This is a genomic window from Maribacter zhoushanensis (assembly GCF_029350975.1).
Lineage (GTDB): Bacteria > Bacteroidota > Bacteroidia > Flavobacteriales > Flavobacteriaceae > Maribacter > Maribacter zhoushanensis.
The window spans coordinates 13,300-30,688 of the sequence record NZ_JARKMR010000011.1 but is presented as its reverse complement, the minus strand read 5'-3'; the positions used below and the strand labels follow the sequence as shown (position 1 = coordinate 30,688).

Genomic DNA, 17,389 nt, shown 5'->3' with positions numbered 1-17,389 from the left:
TAACATTGAAGGCGGTAACGACGTTACCGTTGACCTTTCCGCTCTTGAGGAATCTGCGGATATTACAGCGGTAGACAATAAAGTGGATGCCCACATTCTTGCGGACGAGGATATTTCGGCAACGAACGAACTTTCAGACTTGAACCTGAATGCCACTTCCAATATTCTGACGCTAACCAACCCTGCAACGGGCACCAACGAAGTAGACCTTTCAGGATATAAATTAACAGGTACAACAGGTTCAGTTTTCTTTGCTGACACTGATGGAACTCCAACAGAAAATAACGGTGAATTATTCTGGAATAGCGGTAGTAACAGTTTGGGTATTGGAACCAATACACCTTCTAATAAATTAGAAGTTTCTGGTGCTATACGTTCTCAAGGAATTCTTAATTCAAACGGAACGGTAAATGAACCTTCATACAGATTTTCTAATGACACCAATACAGGTATATTTAGACCAGCTGCAGACGAAATAGCTTTTACAGTAGGAGCAATTGAAGCCTTAAAGGTGGAAGAAACTTCTGGCACCACATCTGTAATTGTAAACGAAACCTTAGAATTAGAAGGTGCGGTATTAGATGAGAATGATTCTGCCGGTACTGCCGGGCAAGTACTTACCTCAACTGCAACAGGTACGGAATGGGTAGATAACTACAACCCTGTTAAAGCAATAGGCAAAATTAGTTCTACAGGAACAGTTACTAGAGCAACCGCAGGTGTAACAGTAGCAAGAATTAGTGTAGGTTATTATAGAGTAACACTGCCTGCAGGCTCAGTTTCTGATGCAGATTACATTATACAATTATCACAACCTGGTAGAGGTGGTGCCGGTAATGATGACCCCGGTATCTCTTACTCCAACCAAACTGCAACAAGTTTTGAGGTCATTATTGGAGATAACGATAATGGTGGTACAGATCGTACAAGGTTTGATTCTGAATTTATGTTTACCGTTTTAGATTTATAGAAGATGAGAAAAATAGTATTCATATTATTCATTATAGCAACAGGTCTTGGATATTCCCAAGCACCTACCGCAGGTGAACTTGTAGCCATACATTCGGCCACTTTGGCAGAAATCAATGCAATTGTTGACCCGCACGAGGGATCATTGATTTACAATTCAGATGATAAATTTCTGTATCAATTTACAGGAAGTGTTTGGCAGAAACTTACCCCAGAGGGTAACGAGACAAAAATTATATCTGATGGAAATGTAAATATAGTGGGTACAGGTACATCTGCAGACCCATATATTGTTTCATCGATCAAACCAACTTTTACATCAAATCCTGATGGGTCTTTTACTTTTTCCAATGGTGTTGATCCAGATGTAGATTTTTTTCCTACGGTACCTGGCAACTCCCCTATTGTATCAAATTCTGATGCCGGTACGGGTAATTGCTCTCAATTCGGATTAAATGAAACAAAGAACGTAATTATTCAAGGTGCTTACTTTGACGGAGCATCTACAGTAGCTATTACAGGGCAAACCGTAAATTCTGTAGTTATAAACAGTTCTACTCAAATAACTGCAAATGTTACTTCTGGTTCTAATTATGGTAATTACGATATTTCAGTAACCAACAATGCAGGTGCAAGTACTTTATCAGGTGGGTTTGTATTGGAGTCATCATCAACTTTAACCACCAATAACATAGCCATTTCAGATATGGTATTGACAGGTTCTATGACCTATGACGGTAACAACTTAACCAAGACGGCTACTGCCGGTTGGAACGCCCAAGGTTATTCCACCGCACAATCTATAGACCCGACTAATGGAGGACATTTAGACTGGACAGCTGACCAATCTAACAAATATGTCATGATCGGTCTAAGCACTACGCCACATACCAGTGCATCGTACACTAATTTGGACTACGCCATGTATATGGTTACCAATAGCAACATTCAGATTAGAGAAAACGGCGCAAGTTTGGGTTACGTAAGCGGATATTCTGCCGGAGACAAACTTTCTATAAACATTGATTGTTTGGGCAATGTCACATATTTAAGGAATGATATCGTTATATTTTCTTCCTCTAAAAAAGCAACAAACCCATTGTATTTCGACTCATCATACCACAGTGTAGATGCATCAATTTCTAATATATCAATGACCTATTAAAATCATGAAAATAATTAAAATCATACTTGGCTTCTTACTACTACAATATACCATTGTAGCGCAAGATGCCGTGCATAATTATGGTAATATTCAGATTCATGATGACGGACTTGTTGGTTTTCATATGGATGTGATAAACAACGGAGCTTTTAATCAGAATAAAGGTCTCGTCGGCTTTTACTCTTTTGATAAAGCTTTGACTATATCAGGTGGGTCTAACCCGATATTTTATGATTTTGAGGTTGCAGTAGATAATGACCTATATATTGATAATACGGTTGGCATTCAAAATAACGCAAACTTTATCATAGGGGACATCGTTACCTCTAGAGCCGCATCTGAAGTGAACATCAATTTTTTAAACGATTCTTTTTACACAGGAGAATCTAATTTTACAAAAGTTGATGGATACGCTGCTACAAGCAACAAGTCTGATTTTACATTCCCTATTGGACATTTCGATAAAATTCGTCCTTTACGCATTGAATCTATTAGCCCTAACGATTATGCAAAATCTGCCTACTATTATGAAGACCCAAACACACCAAGTGTTTTTGGAACAAGCTTTAGTACGTTCATTAAAGAGAACGAAGCATTAGCTATTAGCGAATATGAATTTTGGCATTTAGAGAGTATGCTACCTTCAAAAGTGACCTTAACTTGGGACGAAGAAAGTTATGCTCATTTATTCGGCGAAGACATTACAGACATAAAAGTGGTTGGCTGGAGTGTCATCGATAAAATTTGGGTTGATCTAGGCAATACAAATGTTGAAGGAGATTTTATTAACGGCTCAGTTACTTCTGAAGAATTTATACCTAGTGATTACGAAATTATAACCATAGGTGGTAACTCTGACCTCTTAGGAGTCTTAGATAACATTATGTTAGATAATTATTATATGACCCCTAACGGTGATGGTATAAATGACTTTTTAGAAATTGAAGGCCTTGAAGGGTCACCTAATAACGAATTACAAATTTACAATAGGTATGGTAGACTTGTTTTTTCAATGAATGGTTACAGCAATCAGTTTACGGGTATTTCTAATGTAAATGGTTTGGTTTCCAAAAATACCGGTCTGCCTTCAGGCATATATTTTTATATTGTAAAACTGAATGATTTAAATTATAAACATCAAGGGTATTTATACCTCACTACATACCAAGAAAATTGATGTTAAATCCAACTCAATCCAATATTTATTACTTTTACCTTAAGATTGCATGATTTACAACTTTCAAAAGTTTTTCTCTTTTGGTATAGTTTGGCAAATCTTTTGCACTGAATAACACAATATACAATTATGCAGAGAAGAACATTTATCAATAGAAGTAGTTCGGCAGCTTTAGCGCTAGCCCTTGCTCCAAATTTCTTTATACAGGAAGAAACTGAATACGGTATTTTAGAACTCATGGGCAAAGAAGATATTGAGTTGTACGGCAAAGGTATTAACCTGCGAAAAGAAGCCCATGATGCATTTTTAGAAATGAAAAAAGCAGCTTACAAAGATGGTATTGATCTTAAAATAGTTTCAAGCTTTAGAAGTTACGATAGACAAGAAGCCATTTTTGAGCGTAAATATTTAAAATACACAGATGATGATGGCATGAACCCAACAGATGCTATCAATAAAATCATAGAATATAGTACCATACCAGGTACTAGCAGACACCATTGGGGTACTGACATTGACGTAGTTGATGGTTATAGAAAAGTGGACGGGGATGTTTTGGTTCCTCATAAATATGAAGGCGATGGTCCTTATGTAGACTTTAAAAACTGGATGGATGAAAATTCTGAAACTTACGGGTTTTTCCTAGTGTATACTAACGAACCAAAGAGAAGAGGTTTTAAATACGAACCATGGCATTACAGCTACGCTCCATTATCAATACCAATGTTAGAACAGTATAGAAGTAAGAACATAGCTTCTATTCTTATCCGTGAAGACTTTTATGGTGCCGATAATTTTACGATGAGCTTTTTAAAATCATACATTCAAAATAATATATTAGACATTAATAGAAACTTATTATAAGCATTTCGTACATTACAGCCTGTACTATAAGACATTACTATGAGCAGAGGAAGTTGGAAAATTAGAATTTTTATCGGTTTGGCTATTGTTGCCTTTGCATTTATACAAAAATGCAGCAATACCGAAGAAAACCCATATACAGGTCGTTCGCAACATATTACCATGTCTTCTGATCAAGAAATTGCTATTGGTTTACAAAGTGCTCCAGAAATGGCACAACAACATGGAGGTCTGTACCCTGACCAACGTCTACAGGCTTTTGTAGAATCTGTAGGCAATAAATTAGTTGAAAATAGTATTGCACGTGAAACTCCGTATCAATATGATTTCCATTTGTTGGCGGATGATCAAACTATAAATGCCTTTGCTTTACCAGGAGGACAATGTTTTATTACCTACGCATTATTTTCTCAACTTAACGAAGCTCAGCTGGCTGGAGTTCTTGGTCATGAGATAGGGCATGTGATCGGCAGACATTCTGCAGAAAGAATAGCAGATAGCCAAACATGGCAAACCGCTACCATGGGAGCAACTGTTGGTGCCGGAGATATGGGTAGTATTTTAGGAAGTATTGGTCAAAATACGTTATTAAAGAATGGTCGCGGTGATGAATTGGAAAGTGATGAACTAGGCGTACTATTTATGATTCAATCTGGTTATGACCCTTATGAAATGATTAAGGTAATGGAAATTTTAAAAGCCGCAGGTGGACCAAACCGTACTCCTGAGTTTCAAAGCACACACCCTGATCCTGAAAATAGAATTGAAAAAATTAAAGAAGCTATAGAAAAGTATAAAAATCAAGGTTAATCGGATTTATTATACACTTGGCCTAGACGACAATACTTGATACATATATTTGTATACATTTGCCGAAGTCCCAAGCTTATTTTACCATTTATCAATTACCTTTTATAGCTATGATTTAATCATAGAAGAACACTATAATGGGAACAATTACACATTTCAGAAACTTGTACGTGCAGGCATTTGAAAACTGTAGACCAATAGTATTGGTTACACTTTTAAAAGTCTACTCTGTATTTTGTGCCTTAATGATATTTTCGGCACTGTATGCGTTTGTTGTCAGAGCAGCAAATGGATTTGATTTTTAATGCGTTTTTACTCTTTTACCTGAACACTATTTGGAGTAGAATTATTAGTATTAAAAAAGGCTCATTGAGATTTCAATGAGCCTTTTTTTTGATTCTTATTTTTAAATTAGGAATCTTGTTTTATCACATCTAATACATCCTTAGCATTAGACATTTTAGCATAATCCTTAGCGGTATAACCTTGGTCGCTTTTAATATTTAAATTAGCCCCGTTTAGTAATAACACCTTTAATACTTCTGCCTTATTATATCTGGCAGCGTACATTGCCGGTGTTAGCCCTAAAGATTTTTCATTTAATTCTTCGCCTATAGCGATTAAACTTCTTACTTGGTCAACATCTCCTTTCATTACCGCCTTGCATAATGAACTAATTTCATCATTGACTGAAACAGCTGTTGATTCCGTTACATTGATAAGATTAGCATTATTCGCATAAACTCCTGTTAATGTAAACACGCTAATAAATAATAAAATTGAAATTGAATTTTTCATAATTTTTATGTTGTTTTTAGTGATGATTTTATTGATAACGTAAATTTACATATCTAATTATATAAATAACATGATTTTAAGAAAGAAATAGTAAATATTTAACAAATACTAAACATAATAAAAAACCCTACAACCAAATTCATGTGTAATTTGGAGTGTAGGGTTATGATTTAAACTTGTATGAACCTTTAAAAATACAATTAACCTCCTATTGATGTTTCTATTAATTCAAGAGCTTCGGCTGCATTAGATAATTCAGCATAACGTTTTGCCGTATGTCCTTGACTACTCTGCATTTTTAAATCAGCTCCATTCTTAATTAAGATTTGTAATATCTCAACTTTATTATATCGCGCAGCAAACATTGCAGGTGTCATTCCTAAAGATTTTTGATTTACATCTTCCCCTAAATCTATTAAACGACTCACGGTTTCTAAATCGCCCTTTATTACCGCTTTACAAAATGAGCTAATATCTACCCTAGAGACGAGATTAATATTCGTTGTCGTTGAAAGATTTGCCATTTCTGCTGCCATTACTGTAGTACCCATGGTAAGAGCTACCATAGATAATGTTAGAATTACTTTTTTCATGATGATTGATTTTAATTGATGAGTACAATAGTGTACATTTAAAAGACGCCAGTTAGCACTAATTGTTTCATCCTTTAACAATGTTATAACTAAACTTTAACAAACAAATCTTCATCGAAATTGAAAAAATGTTGCGTTATGTCTTCAAATTAAAAAAGGTAGGTCATCTAGTAGCTTAACTAGGTAGAACATAGTATTTTTGTACTCCTAAAACCTTAAGAAGATGAACAAAAAAGTAATCTTGATGATATTAGATGGCTGGGGTAAGTCTCCTAACCCATCTGTATCTGCCGTAGATAAAGCCAATACTCCGTTTATAGACAGTTTATATACAAAATATGCTAACTCTAACCTACTTACCGACGGTATGAATGTAGGTTTGCCTGAAGGGCAAATGGGTAATAGTGAGGTAGGCCATATGAATTTAGGTGCCGGTAGAATCGTATACCAAGATTTAGCAAAAATCAACAAGGCGGTTAAAGAGAATACTTTAAGTTCAGAACCTGTTTTAAAAGATGCTTTCGAATATGCTAAAAAGAATAATAAAAATGTTCATTTTTTAGGTCTTTTAAGTGATGGTGGTGTTCATAGCCATACCAATCATATTAAGGGATTAATTTCTGCAGGTAAAGAATCTGGCGTTGAAAACATGTATTTACATGCATTTACAGATGGTAGAGATGTTGACCCAAAAAGTGGAAAAGGTTTTTTAGAGGATATTGTACATTATGGTGCTGATAAAAACACAAAACTAGCCACCGTTATAGGTAGATATTACGCAATGGATCGTGACAAAAGATGGGAACGAGTTAAAGAAGCTTATGATGTTATTGTAAATGCAGAAGGTGAAAAATCTACTGATATTGGCAAAACTATTCAAAAAAGTTATGATGCGGATATAACTGATGAGTTTATAAAACCCATTGTTATGACCAATACAGATGGTACACCTGTGGCATCTGTAAAAGAAGACGATGTTGTTATCTTCTTCAACTTTAGAACGGATCGTGGTAGAGAATTAACACAGGTGTTAAGTCAGGTTGACATGCATGAACAAAACATGCACAAACTTAACTTGTATTATGTTACGTTAACCAACTATGACGAATCTTACAACAACGTACACGTTGTTTATAATAAAGATAATATTGTTGAAACCTTAGGTGAGGTTTTAGCTAATGCAGGTAAAAAACAAATACGTATTGCCGAAACAGAAAAGTATCCGCACGTTACTTTCTTTTTTAACGGTGGTAGAGAGGTTCCATTTGAAGGCGAATCTCGTATTTTATGTCCGTCACCAAAAGTTGCTACTTACGACCTTCAACCAGAAATGAGCGCATATGAAATCAGGGATAAAATCATACCTGAAATTCAAAAAGGAGATGTGGATTTTGTTTGTTTAAACTTTGCAAACCCTGACATGGTAGGTCATACAGGTGTTATGGAAGCTGCTATAAAAGCTTGCGAAACAGTAGATGAATGCGCCAAGGATGTTATCACGGCCGCTATAGAAAAAGATTACTCCGTAATCGTAATTGCCGATCATGGTAATTGCGAAACAATGGTAAATGAAGATGGTACGCCGAATACGGCCCACACCACCAACCCGGTTCCATTAATTTTAGTTGATAAAGATATTCATGAAATTAAAGATGGAGTTTTAGGAGATATAGCACCTACAATTTTAAAATTGATGGGTGTAGAGAAATCAAAATTTATGACCCAAAATTCATTGGTTTAAATTTGGGTACAACCGAAAGTAATTAGTTTTATGATTAAATTAAAAACAGCCGAAGAAATTGAATTAATGCGTGAAAGCGCATTGATCGTTTCTAAAACATTAGGAATGATTGCCTCTGAGGTAAAACCAGGAGTTACTACACTCCAATTAGACGCTTTGGCTGAAACATTTATTCGCGACCATGGTGCCATACCAGGATTTTTGGGATTGTATGATTTTCCAAATTCTCTATGTATGAGTCCTAATGCTCAAGTAGTACACGGCATACCGAATAACACACCGTTAGTTGAGGGCGATATTATTTCGATTGACTGCGGAGCTTTGAAAAATGAGTTTTACGGAGATCACGCCTATACTTTTGAAGTGGGAGAAGTTAGTTCTGAAATTAAAAAACTGTTAGAGGTTACTAAAAAATCTTTATATGTTGGCATACGCGAATTTAAAGTAGGTAATCGTGTGGGAGATGTTGGCTATGCTATTCAAAAATTCACTGAAGATCACGGCTATGGTGTTGTTCGCGAATTAGTAGGTCATGGTTTAGGCAGAAAAATGCACGAGGGACCAGAAATGCCAAATTATGGTAGACGCGGCAGAGGAAAGAAATTTATTGAAGGAATGACCGTTGCCATTGAACCTATGACAAATATGGGAACTAAGAATATTAAACAACTAAAAGATGGTTGGACAATTCTTACTGCAGACGGCAAGCCTAGTGCACATTTTGAACATGATGTAGCTATAGTAAACGGCAAACCAGAGTTACTATCTACTTTTAAATATATTTATGAAGCTTTAGGTATTGTAAGCGATGAGGAAGATGAATTTACTTCATCTAGCCTTAATAGTTAAGAAATACGGATGAAGAAAATTTTTAAATTTTTTCTTAACCTTGTTCCAAGGCCTGTATTAATCTCACTTAGCTATCTGGTAAAACCTTTTTTTAAGGCATACTACAGAGGCAATACCTATGAAGATCCTATTGATGGCAATACTTTTAGGAGCTTTTTGCCTTACGGGTATGAAAGTCCTAGAGAAAATGTACTTTCCCCCTCTACCCTATCTTTAGAACGCCATCGTTTATTATGGTTATTCTTAAAAGATAAAACAGATTTTTTCACGGCTAATCTACATGTGTTGCATTTTGCGCCAGAACAAGCTTTCTATAAAAGATTTAGAAAACTAAGTAATCTAAATTACGTTACTACAGATTTAAATTCACCTTTAGCCGACGTTAAAGCAGATATATGCAATCTTCCTTTTGAGGATGATAAATTTGATGTCATTTTATGTAATCACGTTTTAGAGCACATTCCAGATGACACAAAAGCAATGTCTGAACTATATCGTATTCTTAAACCTGGTGGATGGGGTATTTTTCAAATTCCTCAAGACCTAAGCCGGGAAGAAACTTTTGAAGACGACAGCATAACCGATAAAGAGGAACGAGCCAAAATATTTGGTCAATACGATCATGTGCGCATTTACGGTAGAGATTACTTTGATAAATTACGAAGTATTGGCTTTACCGTTGAAGAGATAGATTACACCAAGCTTATGAGTCAAGAAGATATTAATAGATATCGTTTAGCGCAAGGAGAGATAATCCCATTCGTAAAAAAATAATTATTCAACCACAAGCGCTTTAAATCCCTGAGTTAAATATTCTTGCGTTTCCCCATTTTCATCTAGATAAATAATGTAAGCCTCTAAGCTATCATTTTCACTTATAAGCCTGAAAGCATCGTCTATGTTCATCGCCATAAAAGCTGTTGCATATGCGTCTGCAGTTGCGCAATTATCTGCTAAAATAGTTACTGCAAGTGTATTAGACAATTGAGTATATCCAGTTTTTGGATTAACCGTATGAACAAATTTCTTACCTGTTTCTTCGTCTATTCTAAACTTTCTATAATTACCCGAAGAAGCTAATGCCTTATCATTTAGGTTTATCAATATTTTGCTAGACCTATTTACTTGCATTTCAGGATCATCTATACCTACTACCCAAGATTTATTCTTGATGGTATTTTTTCCCTTTGCAACTAATTCCCCTCCAACTTCTATTAGATAATTATCAATACCTTTAGCGTCTAACATGGCTGCAAGTCTGTCTATTGAATACCCTTTTGCAATGGCATTAAAATCTAAATAGATATTAGGGTTTGTTTTTATTAAATGATTGCTAGCATCTAATGTAATTTTATCCAGACCAACGAAATTCAACAAACTATCTATTTTTAGACTATCCATTGAAATTTTTTGCTCTGGTCCAAATCCCCATGCATTTACAAGGGTGCCAACTGTAGGGTCAAAGAATCCATTGGTTTCTTGGTGTATCGATTTAGATAGTTTAAACACCTCTCTAAACATCTTATCTACGACAACCGTACTATCACCATTATTTATTCTAGAAATATCAGATTCAGGTATATAAGTAGATAAAGAATGATTGATTACCGCAAAAACAGAATCTATATCTTGTTGTAAATCTAATTTATCAGGAGTAATTGAAATGATGCTGTAAGAAGTACCTAAAGCACCACCTGCATTTTCATTTCTAACTCCATTACTATTCTCCTTACACGATTGAAACAAACCAATCGCCAAAAACATCACTATAATATATCTCCTCATATCTCTACTAAACCATCATAATCAACAATATATTCCTCATCTAAATAAACTGGCAAATTATGGTCAGTAGCATTGACCAAACCTACACCAGCATAAAATGTAGTAGCTTCAAATTTTATGGCGTGATCCTTCATTTTTTTGAGATCCGACATAAAAAAATCCATATCCTTTGGGTCGCCAGGGTATTCAATTGCCTTAACGACTACAAAGCGCATTTTTTTATCTTTTGTACAGACAAACTGTGGGTTTTTACGTAATTCACTATTTACGGCTAAAAATTCAAAACCTGCTTCCTCTAACTGCTTACCAACAATATTCATTGCCAAGTTATGAAGTTCTTGTTCTGTTAATACATGCATGCTAACTATTTTTTATAAAAAAACCGATACATTACATATCGGTTAGTTTTTATGAATTCTAAGACTTAATAAGGTTTACCCTCCAAAGTCATCAAAACGTATATGCTCATCTGGGATACCGAAATCTTCACCCATTTTCTGAACTGCTTTGTTCATTAATGGCGGACCACAGAAATAAAGTTCAATATCTTCTGGAGACTCATGAAGGCTTAAGTAATTATCAATTACACAATTGTGTATGAAACCAACAAAACCATCACCCGGAGCGTCTATATTCTCTTTCACCTTCCAATTATCTTCTTCTTGAGGCTCTGAAAGTGCCAAGTAGAATTTAAAATTAGGAAATTCTTCTTCTAATTTATAAAAGTGATCTAAATAGAATAATTCTCTTTTTGAACGACCACCGTACCAATACGTAACTTTACGATCAGTTTTCAATGTTTTGAAAAGGTGATATAAATGAGAACGCATTGGTGCCATACCTGCACCACCACCTACGTATAACATTTCTGAATCTGACTCATTGATAAAGAATTCACCATAAGGTCCAGAAATAGTACAATCATCACCTGGTTTAAGATTAAATATGTAAGATGATGCAACACCTGGGTTCACATCCATCCAACCATTCTTAGCACGATCCCAAGGTGGAGTAGCAATACGTACATTCAACATAATCTCCCTACCCTCTGCAGGAAAAGAAGCCATAGAATACGCTCTTTCAACCGTTTCAGGATTCTTCATTGTTAAAGGCCAAAGGTTGAATTTATCCCATTCAGCTTGGAATTTATCAGGAGTTTCATGCTCCTCTGGGTGTGCTGTAATATCAATATCTGAATATTTAACCTCACACTCAGGAATTTCAATTTGAATATAACCACCAGCTTTGTAGCCCATATCCTCAGGAATCTCAACTACAAATTCTTTAATAAAAGATGCAACGTTATAATTACGAACCACTTTTGCAGGCCATTTCTTAATTCCGAAAACCTCTTCAGGAATTGTAATCTCCATGTCTTGCTTCACCTTAACTTGACAAGCTAAACGCGCACCGTGGTTCAATTCCTTTTTAGAGAAATGCGGTGTTTCCGTTGGTAAAGCTTCGCCTCCACCAGAAAGTACGTGACACTCACATTGAATACATGTTCCACCTCCACCACAGGCAGATGGTAAAAACACTTTTTGGTTACCCAAAGTAGATAATAAAGATCCACCAGAAGCAACTTCAATTTTCTTTTCTCCATTAATAGTAATGGTCACTGGACCAGATGGAGAAAGTTTTTGTTTGGTAAACAGAAGCAATGCCACTAACACCATCAACAGTATTAGAAATGCGACAACAGTTATTAGTATTGTTCCGCCAGTACTTGCAGCTAAAATCATATTTATTTGTTTACGTCGTTATAAGAAATCACTTTTTCGTCAATTTCTTCATTCTTATCTACTACTACTTCTTCTACAGGAGTCACCATTTCTGGTTGAATTACCTGATTTACTTGCTCGTTAGCCTCTTCAGTTTCTTCACCGCCACCGGTTAACATACCACCAAAACTTTGAAAACCAATACCCATTAAACCAGTAATAATAAATGTGATACCCAAACCTCTTAAAGGAGCAGGAACATTACTGTATCTAATTTTTTCACGTATGGCAGCAATTGCTAAAATTGCCAAGAACCAACCGATTCCAGAGCTTACACCGTAATTAAACGCTAAACCAAAAGTTTCTATCTCTCTTGCCTGCATGAATAAAGAACCACCAAGAATTGCACAGTTTACTGCAATCAACGGTAAGAATATACCCAACGAGTTATATAAAGAAGGTGAAAATTTCTCAACCACTATCTCTACCAACTGTACCATTGTTGCAATGGTAGCAATGAATAAGATAAAAGATAAAAAGCTAAGGTTATAATCAGCATACTCAGGCCCTAACCAAACTAAGGCTCCGTCTTGCAACAAATACTTATCTAGCAACCAGTTCATTGGTACCGTTACAGCCAATACGAATATAACAGCAGCACCTAAACCAACCGCAGTAGCCACTTTTTTGGATACCGCTAAATAAGAACACATCCCCAAGAACACGGCAAATACCATGTTATCGATAAAGATGGACTTAAAAAATAATTCTACATGTTCTAACATAATTTCTACTTAAATGTCGTTTAATTTTCTTCTACAAGCGCAGGATTTCTTGAACGTTGTACCCAAATAATGATACCAACTACGATTAATGCCGCAGGCGGAATAATCATAAAACCATTATTCTCATAGCCCGTAGCGTATAAACCTGTTTTCTCGATTGGATCTCCTAAAACCGGAATACCGAATAAGGTACCAGAACCTAATAGCTCTCTAAAGAAACCAACAATAATCAAGATTACACCGTAACCTAAAGAGTTACCTATACCATCTAAAAATGAACGCCATGGTCCGTTTGCCAATGCAAACGCCTCAAAACGACCCATAATAATACAGTTGGTAATAATAAGACCAACGAATACCGCTAAGGTTTTACTCAATTCATAAGCAAAAGCTTTTAGTACCTGATCCACAATAATTACTAATGTTGCCACAACAATTAGTTGTACAATAATTCTAATTTTTGAAGGAATGATATTTCTCATTAAAGAAATTACCACATTACCCGCTCCTAAAACGAACATTACCGAAACAGCCATTACTAAGGATGCTTTTAACTCTGCAGTAATTGCCAATGCGGAACAAATACCTAATACCTGTATAGTAATAGGGTTATTGTCCGCTAACGGATCCGTAATAAGATTTGTATCTTTTTTTGATAGTAGTGCCATATTACTTTGCTCTAATTGTTTCTAAATAAGGTTTATATAATTTAACGGTCTCACTAATCATAGCCGTAACACCGTTACCTGTAATAGTAGCACCAGCCAAGGCATCTACTTCATTATCATCTTTTGTTTTATTCAAAGGGTCATTGTTACCTTTAGCTACGGATATACCAGCATATTTAGTACCATCTAAGATAGTTTCGCCTTTAAAATCGTCCATGAAATAACGCATTTTAATGTTGGCACCTAAACCCGGTGTTTCACCTTTATGGTCAAAATATACACCCTGTACCGTCATAGAATCATCTAAAGCAATGAAACCCCATATAGCATCCCAAAGACCTTTACCGTACATAGGGACGATATAGAACTTGTCACCATCTTTCTCTCCAATAAATACAGGTAATTTATAATCCTCACCCTTTTTCATTGCAGCTAATTGCTTTTTCAAATCAATTAAATAAGCTTCGTTGTCCTCAGTGATTTTATCACCTTGTATAACCAATTGCTCTTTGATGTAACTTGCAAACTCATCTTCTACAACATCTGTAGGAATGAAATTTACACTACCGGTATCATCACCATTTTCATTAACACCCATTGCATAAAGAATGTTCTGTTGTTTTTCAAAACGTTCGTTTTCTTTAATGTTAGGGCTTAAAAATGAAGCCAAAAATGCAAGTATTGACCCAACTACCACAACCATAACAGCAGCAAAAACTACTGTATAAACGTTACTATCTGTCTTTAGTGCCATAATTAAACTGTTTCAGCTTTAAGTTCTTCTGCCTTACCATCTGAATCTTTTGGATAGATAGTTGCATTTTTTAATCTGTTCATTCTTCTCTTAATATTACCCCTAACCACATAGTGATCAATTGTTGGCGCAAATACATTCATTAACAATATTGCCAAGAATACTCCTTCTGGATATGCCGGGTTGAAAACACGAATCATTACCGAGATAAACCCAATAAAGAAACCGTAATACCATTTTCCTTTATTTGTTTGAGAACCGGTAACAGGATCGGTAGCCATATAAACGATACCGAAGGCCAAACCACCAACGATTAAATGTTTCCAGAAATCGAAACTCATTAAACCATAAAACTTGCTTGATTCGCCTACCCAACCAAAATCAACTACTTGATTGAAAATTAAGCCCATTACCAATGAACCGATAACAGCGCTTACCATTATTCTCCAGCTAGCAATTTTTGTAAATATCAAAAACAAACCTCCTAAAAGAATTAGGAATGCCGATGTTTCACCAACAGAACCAGGTATAAAACCAAAGAACATGTCTGAAACAGAATATGTCATTTCAGCTCCTTTATTCTGAGCCAAATATCCTAAGATAGTTTCACCTGATATTGCATCAACGTTTGCACCAGCAAGTATTTCTTCTGAACGCTCACGTGCACCATAAACCCATACCTTATCACCACTCATCCAAGTAGGGTAAGCGAAGAATAAGAATGCTCTAATCGTTAAAGCAGGATTAAGGATATTCATTCCCGTTCCTCCAAAAACTTCTTTACCGATAACCACACCGAAAACTACCGCTACAGACAACATCCAAAGTGGTGTATCAACAGGTACTATTAACGGTACTAACATACCTGTAACCAAGTAACCCTCTTCTACTTCATGACCTTTAATTACTGCAAAAATAAATTCCACAATAAGACCAACCGCATAAGAAACCACCACTAATGGCAATACCTTTATTATACCGATCCAGAAATTATCCCAAGTAAGGAAATCGTTCATTAAAGAAAAATCTGCCGGAAAACCATTTATAGCAGAATAATGTTGGTAGCCTGCATTGAACATAGAAAATATTAGCACTGGTACCAATGCCATTATTACCGTATTCATTGTACGCTTTAAATCATCTGCTGATTTAACATGTGTACCACCTGCATGAGTAGTCTCATCTGGCGAAAACAAAAAAGTATGAAAGGCATTAAAGGCAGGAGCCATTTTCTTACCCTGATACTTCAGTTTAAGTTCGTGTAATTTGCTTTTTAAACTCATTTCTTATCCTATTTCTTTTTGCAATAAATCTAACCCCTCACGAATGATCTTCTGGTGCGGTTGTTTAGAAATACATATAAACTCAGTTAACGAAAAATCTTCCGGAGCTACTTCATACAAACCTAATTGCTCCATTTCATCCAAATCTTTCACCATACACGCTTTCAATAGCTGCATTGGAAAAATATCCATCGGAAAAACTTTTTCATATTGTCCCGTTACCACAAAAGCTCTATGCTCACCGTTGGTATTGGTATCTAAATCGTATTTCTTATTTGGTTGCATCCAAGAGAAAGTCAATGCCCTTGTTGCCGAAATTTTATTGAATACCGGTTTATTCCATCCAAACAACTCATAATCGTCTCCTTCTGGAATAACTGTTACCGTATTATTATAATATCCTAAATAACCATCTGGCTTACTTTTAGAACCTGTAAGCACATCGCCATTTATTACTCTGAAATTTTCTTCGTTTACACCACTAGCGTATAAGAAGGTAGAAATTTCAGCACCTATTTTAGTTGTATAATATTTAGGCGCCTTAACCGAAGAACCTGCAAGAGCTATCGTGCGCTCCGCATTAAACTTACCCGTCAATAGATATTCACCTATTATTATTAAATCTTGCGGAGTTACCGTCCAAACTAACTCTCCTTTATTAATAGGATCCAATTTATTAATCTGCGTTCCTACCAAACCTGAAGGATGTGGTCCAGATACATTATGCAACTCTACCCCATTCATTGAAGATAAAGGCGACTTACTAGAACCTACAGAAACATGAACCTTACCAGGTGTTAGTTTACCTAAAGCAGATATTGCAGTTTGTAATTCTTTTTCTTTACCCTGTAAAACATAATCCAAATCTGCTTGCAAAGGCCCACTTGAATATCCAGAAATAAAAATAGATTTAGGCGTAGTATCAGGATTAGCAACTACATCATAAGGTCTTTGCTTAATAAATGGCCAACAACCACTTTTCAACAAAACTGCCTTCAACTCTTCTTTAGATGCTTTTTCAACATCTAATGCCGTACCTGAAAATGGTTCTTGAGTTTTATCCGCTAATATCTTTAAGGTCAAAATACGTCTTCTATCCCCTCTTTCAATCTCTATAAGCTCACCACTTACCGGAGAAACAAAAAGCATGTTTTCCATGTTTTTGTTATAAAACAAAGGCTCTCCCACTTTTACCTCGGCACCTTGTTTTACCATCATTTTTGGAGTAATTCCGTGAAAATCACTTAACTGTATTGCGTAAACATTACTTAAAACAGCTTTTGAAGTAGTCTGTTCTGCGGCGCCCACCAAGTTAATGTTGAGCCCTTTCTTAATTCGAATGTCTTTTGACATGTGCGTTTAGACCTTTAGGTTATCAAAATTTGAGCAAATTTAAGTACAAAATGTTCGTTTTCATAATTATTGTC

General features: G+C 35.6%; 19 protein-coding genes. 9 read left to right on the top strand and 10 right to left on the bottom strand.

Annotated features, from left to right (window positions below):
• From PXD56_RS18320 to PXD56_RS18610, 6 genes are all read left to right on the top strand, one after another.
• Nucleotides 1-970: hypothetical protein (locus PXD56_RS18320; RefSeq protein WP_276494775.1), on the top strand; the 970-nt coding region annotated here is incomplete at its 5' end.
• A gap of 3 nt (nucleotides 971-973) precedes the next feature.
• Complete coding sequence (locus tag PXD56_RS18315; RefSeq protein WP_276494774.1) at nucleotides 974-2,134, top strand: hypothetical protein; 1,161 nt, start codon at nucleotides 974-976, stop codon at nucleotides 2,132-2,134.
• A 4-nt stretch (nucleotides 2,135-2,138) separates the two neighbouring features.
• The gene (locus tag PXD56_RS18310; protein WP_276494773.1) at nucleotides 2,139-3,311 is read left to right on the top strand and encodes a T9SS type B sorting domain-containing protein; all 1,173 of its coding nucleotides are present in this window, start codon (nucleotides 2,139-2,141) and stop codon (nucleotides 3,309-3,311) included.
• Between the two features lie 129 nt (nucleotides 3,312-3,440).
• Nucleotides 3,441-4,175 carry a M15 family metallopeptidase gene (locus PXD56_RS18305; RefSeq protein WP_276494772.1) on the top strand — a complete coding sequence of 245 codons (735 nt, stop codon included), beginning with the start codon at nucleotides 3,441-3,443 and terminating at the stop codon, nucleotides 4,173-4,175.
• A 39-nt stretch (nucleotides 4,176-4,214) separates the two neighbouring features.
• Nucleotides 4,215-4,985: a M48 family metalloprotease gene (locus PXD56_RS18300; RefSeq protein ID WP_276494771.1), complete on the top strand. Its 771-nt coding sequence runs from the start codon at nucleotides 4,215-4,217 to the stop codon at nucleotides 4,983-4,985.
• A gap of 137 nt (nucleotides 4,986-5,122) precedes the next feature.
• Nucleotides 5,123-5,290 carry a DUF6747 family protein gene (locus PXD56_RS18610; RefSeq protein WP_338088474.1) on the top strand — a complete coding sequence of 56 codons (168 nt, stop codon included), beginning with the start codon at nucleotides 5,123-5,125 and terminating at the stop codon, nucleotides 5,288-5,290.
• Nucleotides 5,291-5,396: 106 nt separating this feature from the next.
• Here the strand turns inward: PXD56_RS18610 and PXD56_RS18295 are convergent, their stop codons facing one another.
• Together PXD56_RS18295 and PXD56_RS18290 are read right to left on the bottom strand one after the other, a co-directional pair.
• Nucleotides 5,397-5,783, bottom strand: a complete 387-nt coding sequence (locus PXD56_RS18295; RefSeq protein WP_276494770.1) for an ankyrin repeat domain-containing protein — start codon at nucleotides 5,781-5,783, stop codon at nucleotides 5,397-5,399.
• A gap of 200 nt (nucleotides 5,784-5,983) precedes the next feature.
• Nucleotides 5,984-6,376: an ankyrin repeat domain-containing protein gene (locus tag PXD56_RS18290; RefSeq protein ID WP_276494769.1), complete on the bottom strand. Its 393-nt coding sequence runs from the start codon at nucleotides 6,374-6,376 to the stop codon at nucleotides 5,984-5,986.
• A 223-nt stretch (nucleotides 6,377-6,599) separates the two neighbouring features.
• Between PXD56_RS18290 and gpmI the strand changes: the two genes are divergently transcribed.
• The 3 genes from gpmI to PXD56_RS18275 are packed head-to-tail and all read left to right on the top strand — an operon-like array spanning nucleotide 6,600 to nucleotide 9,740.
• Nucleotides 6,600-8,117 carry a 2,3-bisphosphoglycerate-independent phosphoglycerate mutase gene (gene gpmI / locus PXD56_RS18285; protein WP_276494768.1) on the top strand — a complete coding sequence of 506 codons (1,518 nt, stop codon included), beginning with the start codon at nucleotides 6,600-6,602 and terminating at the stop codon, nucleotides 8,115-8,117.
• Between the two features lie 30 nt (nucleotides 8,118-8,147).
• Nucleotides 8,148-8,966: a type I methionyl aminopeptidase gene (gene map / locus PXD56_RS18280; protein WP_276494767.1), complete on the top strand. Its 819-nt coding sequence runs from the start codon at nucleotides 8,148-8,150 to the stop codon at nucleotides 8,964-8,966.
• 9 nt (nucleotides 8,967-8,975) lie between these two features.
• Entirely contained in the window at nucleotides 8,976-9,740 is a 765-nt protein-coding gene (locus tag PXD56_RS18275) for a class I SAM-dependent methyltransferase (RefSeq protein ID WP_276494766.1), read from the top strand.
• Here the strand turns inward: PXD56_RS18275 and PXD56_RS18270 are convergent, their stop codons facing one another.
• From PXD56_RS18270 to PXD56_RS18235, 8 genes are all read right to left on the bottom strand, one after another.
• On the bottom strand, nucleotides 9,741-10,751 hold the full coding sequence (locus PXD56_RS18270) for an FAD:protein FMN transferase (RefSeq protein WP_276494765.1): 1,011 nt from the start codon (nucleotides 10,749-10,751) through the stop codon (nucleotides 9,741-9,743).
• A complete protein-coding gene (locus tag PXD56_RS18265) occupies nucleotides 10,748-11,110 on the bottom strand; it encodes a hypothetical protein (protein ID WP_036156123.1) in 363 nt (120 codons plus the stop codon). The genes PXD56_RS18270 and PXD56_RS18265 overlap by 4 nt, the downstream gene beginning before the upstream one ends.
• Nucleotides 11,111-11,185: 75 nt before the next feature.
• The gene (gene nqrF / locus PXD56_RS18260) at nucleotides 11,186-12,493 is read right to left on the bottom strand and encodes an NADH:ubiquinone reductase (Na(+)-transporting) subunit F (RefSeq protein ID WP_276494764.1); all 1,308 of its coding nucleotides are present in this window, start codon (nucleotides 12,491-12,493) and stop codon (nucleotides 11,186-11,188) included.
• Nucleotides 12,494-12,495: 2 nt separating this feature from the next.
• On the bottom strand, nucleotides 12,496-13,257 hold the full coding sequence (nqrE, locus tag PXD56_RS18255; protein ID WP_276494763.1) for an NADH:ubiquinone reductase (Na(+)-transporting) subunit E: 762 nt from the start codon (nucleotides 13,255-13,257) through the stop codon (nucleotides 12,496-12,498).
• Nucleotides 13,258-13,277: 20 nt separating this feature from the next.
• Nucleotides 13,278-13,925, bottom strand: coding sequence for an NADH:ubiquinone reductase (Na(+)-transporting) subunit D (locus PXD56_RS18250; protein WP_276494762.1), 648 nt, complete (start codon nucleotides 13,923-13,925; stop codon nucleotides 13,278-13,280).
• Between the two features lies 1 nt (nucleotide 13,926).
• Nucleotides 13,927-14,679, bottom strand: a complete 753-nt coding sequence (locus tag PXD56_RS18245; RefSeq protein WP_276494761.1) for a Na(+)-translocating NADH-quinone reductase subunit C — start codon at nucleotides 14,677-14,679, stop codon at nucleotides 13,927-13,929.
• A 2-nt stretch (nucleotides 14,680-14,681) separates the two neighbouring features.
• Nucleotides 14,682-15,962 carry an NADH:ubiquinone reductase (Na(+)-transporting) subunit B gene (locus PXD56_RS18240; protein ID WP_276494760.1) on the bottom strand — a complete coding sequence of 427 codons (1,281 nt, stop codon included), beginning with the start codon at nucleotides 15,960-15,962 and terminating at the stop codon, nucleotides 14,682-14,684.
• A 3-nt stretch (nucleotides 15,963-15,965) separates the two neighbouring features.
• Complete coding sequence (locus tag PXD56_RS18235) at nucleotides 15,966-17,315, bottom strand: Na(+)-translocating NADH-quinone reductase subunit A (RefSeq protein ID WP_276494759.1); 1,350 nt, start codon at nucleotides 17,313-17,315, stop codon at nucleotides 15,966-15,968.
• Nucleotides 17,316-17,389 lie beyond the last annotated feature (74 nt).

Coding starts and splice junctions, on each gene's coding strand:
- PXD56_RS18315 (WP_276494774.1), top strand. CDS start 974: ATGAGAAAAATAGTATTCATATTATTCATTATAGCAACAGGTCTTGGA.
- PXD56_RS18310 (WP_276494773.1), top strand. CDS start 2,139: ATGAAAATAATTAAAATCATACTTGGCTTCTTACTACTACAATATACC.
- PXD56_RS18305 (WP_276494772.1), top strand. CDS start 3,441: ATGCAGAGAAGAACATTTATCAATAGAAGTAGTTCGGCAGCTTTAGCG.
- PXD56_RS18300 (WP_276494771.1), top strand. CDS start 4,215: ATGAGCAGAGGAAGTTGGAAAATTAGAATTTTTATCGGTTTGGCTATT.
- PXD56_RS18610 (WP_338088474.1), top strand. CDS start 5,123: ATGGGAACAATTACACATTTCAGAAACTTGTACGTGCAGGCATTTGAA.
- PXD56_RS18295 (WP_276494770.1), bottom strand. CDS start 5,783: ATGAAAAATTCAATTTCAATTTTATTATTTATTAGCGTGTTTACATTA.
- PXD56_RS18290 (WP_276494769.1), bottom strand. CDS start 6,376: ATGAAAAAAGTAATTCTAACATTATCTATGGTAGCTCTTACCATGGGT.
- gpmI (WP_276494768.1), top strand. CDS start 6,600: ATGAACAAAAAAGTAATCTTGATGATATTAGATGGCTGGGGTAAGTCT.
- map (WP_276494767.1), top strand. CDS start 8,148: ATGATTAAATTAAAAACAGCCGAAGAAATTGAATTAATGCGTGAAAGC.
- PXD56_RS18275 (WP_276494766.1), top strand. CDS start 8,976: ATGAAGAAAATTTTTAAATTTTTTCTTAACCTTGTTCCAAGGCCTGTA.
- PXD56_RS18270 (WP_276494765.1), bottom strand. CDS start 10,751: ATGAGGAGATATATTATAGTGATGTTTTTGGCGATTGGTTTGTTTCAA.
- PXD56_RS18265 (WP_036156123.1), bottom strand. CDS start 11,110: ATGCATGTATTAACAGAACAAGAACTTCATAACTTGGCAATGAATATT.
- nqrF (WP_276494764.1), bottom strand. CDS start 12,493: ATGATTTTAGCTGCAAGTACTGGCGGAACAATACTAATAACTGTTGTC.
- nqrE (WP_276494763.1), bottom strand. CDS start 13,257: ATGTTAGAACATGTAGAATTATTTTTTAAGTCCATCTTTATCGATAAC.
- PXD56_RS18250 (WP_276494762.1), bottom strand. CDS start 13,925: ATGGCACTACTATCAAAAAAAGATACAAATCTTATTACGGATCCGTTA.
- PXD56_RS18245 (WP_276494761.1), bottom strand. CDS start 14,679: ATGGCACTAAAGACAGATAGTAACGTTTATACAGTAGTTTTTGCTGCT.
- PXD56_RS18240 (WP_276494760.1), bottom strand. CDS start 15,962: ATGAGTTTAAAAAGCAAATTACACGAACTTAAACTGAAGTATCAGGGT.
- PXD56_RS18235 (WP_276494759.1), bottom strand. CDS start 17,315: ATGTCAAAAGACATTCGAATTAAGAAAGGGCTCAACATTAACTTGGTG.